The sequence below is a fragment of the uncultured Gemella sp. genome (assembly GCF_963529685.1).
GTDB lineage: Bacteria > Bacillota > Bacilli > Staphylococcales > Gemellaceae > Gemella.
This window is the reverse complement of the sequence record NZ_CAUSAI010000068.1, coordinates 1-4,665: the sequence shown is the minus strand read 5'-3', so window position 1 is coordinate 4,665 and position 4,665 is coordinate 1. Positions and strand designations below refer to the sequence as shown.

The 4,665-nt window shown below is 30.5% G+C and carries 7 protein-coding genes; all 7 read left to right on the top strand.

The annotated features are described in order from the left end of the window. Positions 1-234: 234 nt before the first annotated feature. Complete coding sequence (locus tag RWS90_RS07640; RefSeq protein WP_314550188.1) at positions 235-954, top strand: MBL fold metallo-hydrolase; 720 nt, start codon at positions 235-237, stop codon at positions 952-954. Between the two features lie 6 nt (positions 955-960). Then, a complete protein-coding gene (locus tag RWS90_RS07635) occupies positions 961-1,584 on the top strand; it encodes an NfeD family protein (protein ID WP_314550186.1) in 624 nt (207 codons plus the stop codon). A 21-nt stretch (positions 1,585-1,605) separates the two neighbouring features. After that, positions 1,606-2,595, top strand: coding sequence for a flotillin-like protein FloA (gene floA / locus RWS90_RS07630; RefSeq protein ID WP_314086086.1), 990 nt, complete (start codon positions 1,606-1,608; stop codon positions 2,593-2,595). A 23-nt stretch (positions 2,596-2,618) separates the two neighbouring features. Next, positions 2,619-3,101, top strand: a complete 483-nt coding sequence (locus RWS90_RS07625) for a crotonobetainyl-CoA--carnitine CoA-transferase (RefSeq protein ID WP_314550183.1) — start codon at positions 2,619-2,621, stop codon at positions 3,099-3,101. Further along, on the top strand, positions 3,101-3,400 hold the full coding sequence (locus RWS90_RS07620) for a hypothetical protein (RefSeq protein ID WP_314550180.1): 300 nt from the start codon (positions 3,101-3,103) through the stop codon (positions 3,398-3,400). The genes RWS90_RS07625 and RWS90_RS07620 overlap by 1 nt, the downstream gene beginning before the upstream one ends. Before the next feature lie 17 nt (positions 3,401-3,417). After that, on the top strand, positions 3,418-3,966 hold the full coding sequence (locus tag RWS90_RS07615; protein ID WP_314550177.1) for a hypothetical protein: 549 nt from the start codon (positions 3,418-3,420) through the stop codon (positions 3,964-3,966). A gap of 44 nt (positions 3,967-4,010) precedes the next feature. Then, the coding region (locus RWS90_RS07610) for a thymidine phosphorylase (RefSeq protein ID WP_314550175.1) at positions 4,011-4,665 on the top strand (655 nt) is incomplete at its 3' end.

Here is a 4,665-nt window from a genome sequence, read left to right as displayed (position 1 = left end):
CTGCCTAGATTTCTTGAGTGATTTTTTCTCGTGCCCCGAACTTGACAAAGAGCCTTTTTATTTTGTCAAAATTGTACATTCTTATTTTATCATTTTCATTATATTTTGAAATACATCTAATATACTCTGATATACTGATAAATATACATTTTATACTTCTATTATAGTTCGTTATATTTCAAATTTAGTAGATGTATGTTATAATATACCTATAATCAAAAGGAAGAAAAAAGGATGCTAATTAAGTTTTCAGATAGATTTTATTATACAAAACAACGATATATGTATTTAGAACCAGCTCTTGGTTATGTAAAAGGAGAATATTTTTCTGTGATGTTAGATTCAGGAAATGGCCCTGCTCAAGTGGAGAATTTTTTGAATGAATTAAAAGAAAATGATCTTCCTGTGCCAAGTTATGTGATATTAACTCATCACCATTGGGATCATAGTTTTGGAGCTGCGTATTTGGATATTCCGGTAATAGCGACTGATAGAGCTAGAGATTCTCTAATTGAATTATCTCAGTTAGAATGGGATAAGGAGAGTCTATATCAAAGAGTGAAAGATGGAACTGAAATAAAATATAGTGCGGATGTTATAAGAAGAGTTTATGAAAATCATGAAATAAAAATTAGAATTCCAGATATGCCAAAGATGGCGAATTTTAACTTGAATCTTGGAAAAATTAAATTGAATTGTATATATAATGATAACTCTCATTCTAATGATGCATTTTTAATTTATATTCCAGAAGAAAAAGTGTTATTTTTAGGTGATAGCCATGCTAAAAATTATTATACGAAACCTATGGCATATAATAAACAAAAACTTCGCGATTATATAGATAAGATAACAAAACTTGATTTTGAATATGCTGTTCCTGGACATGGAAATATCTTTTCAAGAGAAGAATTGTTAGAATATCTAGAAAAAGAATATGCAAAAATGAGGTGATTTTATATGAATTTAATGATGTCTCTCGATTGGGTTCTTTTAATTACGATGTCACTAGCTTTTTGTCAGCAGTTGTTTTCAAAAAAATTCAATTTTTTTGGAGTACTGTCATTGCTGAGTTTAGCGACATATATTGCTTTACATTCTTACTCGACAGGATTAAGTATTTTTATCCTTCTAATCTTTATTGGAGGAATAGCTTTAATAGGGCTTGAAATGTTTATACCTGGTGGAATAGTAGGAACTGTCGGAGTTATTACCTTAGTATATGCGATAATTTATGTGAATAAATCAACATATTATATTGCTTTTATATTGGTAATTTCTTTAATCCTTGCGGTAATTTTATATTATGTAAATCGAAATGTTTTCCATAAGAAACTTATGTTTTTAGATAGACTTGTCTTGAATGATTCTATTTCTACAGAAGATGGTTATGTGGCTAGTGAAAGTAGATTGGAACTATTAGGTCAAAAATTAATAGCATATACGGATTTACGTCCTGCAGGAGTAGCCGTACTAGAAAACGAGAAGTTAGATGTAGTTACTGATGGGGATTTTATCGAAAAAGGTAATAAAATCGAAGTTATACGTGTTGAAGGAATGCGTATTGTAGTTAAGAAAATATAAATAAAATAAGGAGGTAGTGTTATGCCAGAATTAGTATTTACAGGTATAATTGTGGTAGTAGTGCTGATTGTGCTATCAATCTTCTTTACTTTCTTTCCACTTGGTCTTTGGATCAGTGCGATTGCAGCAGGAGTAAAGGTAAGTATCTTTACGCTTGTTGGTATGAGATTGAGACGTGTTATTCCGAGTAGAGTAATTAATCCAATGATTAAGGCGCACAAAGCAGGATTGGCAGTTACTATTAATCAACTAGAAAGTCACTATTTAGCAGGAGGGAATGTAGATAGAGTAATTAATGCTCTTATTGCAGCTCATAGAGCTAATATAGTAAGTTTAACATTTGAACGTTGTGCGGCTATCGATTTAGCAGGGCGTGATGTTCTTCAAGCAGTTCAAATGAGTGTTAACCCGAAAGTTATCGAAACTCCATATATTGCTGGTGTTGCGATTAATGGTATTGAGGTTAAAGCGAAAGCGAGAATTACAGTTCGTGCAAATATTGAGCGACTTGTAGGGGGAGCTGGAGAAGAAACTGTTATTGCTCGTGTAGGTGAAGGTATCGTTTCTACAATTGGTTCTTCTGAATCGCATACAGTAGTTTTAGAAAATCCTGATAGAATTTCTAAAACAATTTTAGATAAAGGATTAGATGCTGGGACTGCATTTGAAATCTTATCGATTGATATTCTAGATGTTGACATCGGTCAAAATATCGGCGCTAATTTACAAACTGAACAAGCTATTGCTGATAAGAATATAGCACAAGCAAAAGCTGAACAACGTCGTGCTATGGCGGTTGCAGCTGAGCAAGAGATGAAAGCTAGAATCCAAGAAATGCGTGCTAAAGTTGTAGAAGCTGAAGCTGAGTTACCGCTTGCTATGGCGAAAGCTTTCCAAGAAGGTAATTTAGGTATTATGGATTATATGAATTATAAAAATATCGAAGCTGATACAGGTATGAGAGATTCGATTAAACGTATGTCACAACCTGAAACAGGAGCAGGTAAATAATTAGATAAAAAGGAGGATGTGAAATGTCATTTTTAATTTTCGCAGCACCGATAATATTTATCATAATTTTTGCTATTTTCGTAGTTGTTTTTGCTTCTGACAGTAAACGATACAGAAAAAATTTAGATAATTCAAAACAGATGGAATTAGATAATGCACGTGAACAAGCGTTAAAAGCAGTGGAAGAAATAAAGCGAATCAAAGAGGCAGCAAAAAATGGCTTAAATGATTCTGAAATCAAAGAAAAAACATTAGACAATCAACAAGTTTACAAGGAAGATATATATGAACAGCAGGTCGATAATCGAACGGTTGTAAATAAATATCAACAATATTATAATGAAAAATATAATAGAGGTAGAAACGAGATTGTTAAGCGAAGTAATTTTAATCAAGATTCTATTGCTCAAGAAAGTACAAAAAAACTAGAGTTTTCTAAAGAAAATCTTGTTCGTGGAATAATAGCTAACGAGTATCTTAATAGAAATACTAGGAGGGGAAGATAATGAATTCAATTATATTCATTTTGGTAATGTTTATACTGTCTTTAGTTTTTGACAAAATTAAAGAAGGAAAAACAGAAGACACTCCCTCAAAAAAGAAGAAGCTAAAACTGAAAAGTTCGCCCGTGAATACAGGTAGTAATAGTACTAGAATTAAAGTCGAATCTTTTGAAAGGAAACCTAGAGTTATAGTAGATAGAGAAAAAGAAATAGTTTCAAATTCTTTAACTTTTGATAAAGAAAGAATTCTCAACGATATAATTTTTTCAGAAGTATTGTCAAAACCAAAAAGTAAAAGATAATAAATAGGAGGTGTAATATGAAAAAGCCATTTAACTATATTAGTTATTGTATTTATTCATTTATGCCTCTTTATTTTGTGTTATTTATATACACCTTTGTAAAAGGGGATATAGAGAATTTAGGTTTATCGCTGTTATTGATAATAATATCTATACTTTCATTGTTAATTCATAGTAGCAGTAGGCCTTCGAATATATTTGTGTGTGGAAAAAAAGAAATATCCAAACAAAATGGTATTGATCAATACTATTTAGTACTTATGATTATTGTCACGTTTTTAATCATCAATGACAAAATCCAATTTTTATTAAAAATAGGAATACTGTTACTGATATTTTATATGTTGTTTTTACTGTTATTTAAATATAAAAATTATACATTAATATTATTAGGCTACAAAATGTACATAATTCGTGATAAAATAGTATATAGTAAAAAAAGTCATGAAGAGATATATAAAATACTAAAAGATAAGAAGAGTTTGCAGATATTAGAAGTATCTAATAATATTTATATAGAGAATGAAAAATATAGAATGACAAATTTTTATTGTAAAGACTTTTAGAAGAAAATATATTTATCTTCAAAAAAATTAAGGAGAATAAAACTATGAGAGTAGTTGATATCATAGATAAAAAGAAAAAAAATAAAGAACTTACAAAATCTGAAATTGAATTTTTATTAGATGGTTATCTTGCAGGTACAGTGCCGGATTATCAAATGAGTTCATTTTTAATGGCTGTTTATTTTAATAATATGACAAAAGACGAACTTACTAATTTCACATTAACTATGCGAGATTCTGGGGATACTATTTATTTTGATGATTTAGATCACTATCTTGTTGATAAACATTCTACTGGTGGAGTTGGAGACAAAGTTACTGTTGTATTAGGACCAATTTTATCTGCGGTGGGAATGGCTACAACAAAGTTATCTGGTAAAGGATTAGGGCATACTGGTGGAACGATTGATAAATTTGAAGCAATTAGAAATTTTAAGTTCAGTACTACTAAAGAAGAACTAGTAGAAGTTGCTAGTAAAACTGGAGTAGGGCTAATGGGGTATAGTGACAACATTGTACCATTAGATAAGAAAATTTATGCATTGCGTGATGTCACAGCTACGGTTGACAGTATTCCGCTAATTGCTAGTAGCATTATGAGTAAAAAATTAGCGATTCAATCTGACTTGATTATTTTAGATGTTAAAGTCGGTGACGGTGCTTTCATGAAAACTATAGAAGATGCAAGAGAATTGTCTC

Coding starts and splice junctions, on each gene's coding strand:
- RWS90_RS07615 (WP_314550177.1), top strand. CDS start 3,418: ATGAAAAAGCCATTTAACTATATTAGTTATTGTATTTATTCATTTATG.
- RWS90_RS07625 (WP_314550183.1), top strand. CDS start 2,619: ATGTCATTTTTAATTTTCGCAGCACCGATAATATTTATCATAATTTTT.
- RWS90_RS07640 (WP_314550188.1), top strand. CDS start 235: ATGCTAATTAAGTTTTCAGATAGATTTTATTATACAAAACAACGATAT.
- RWS90_RS07620 (WP_314550180.1), top strand. CDS start 3,101: ATGAATTCAATTATATTCATTTTGGTAATGTTTATACTGTCTTTAGTT.
- floA (WP_314086086.1), top strand. CDS start 1,606: ATGCCAGAATTAGTATTTACAGGTATAATTGTGGTAGTAGTGCTGATT.
- RWS90_RS07635 (WP_314550186.1), top strand. CDS start 961: ATGAATTTAATGATGTCTCTCGATTGGGTTCTTTTAATTACGATGTCA.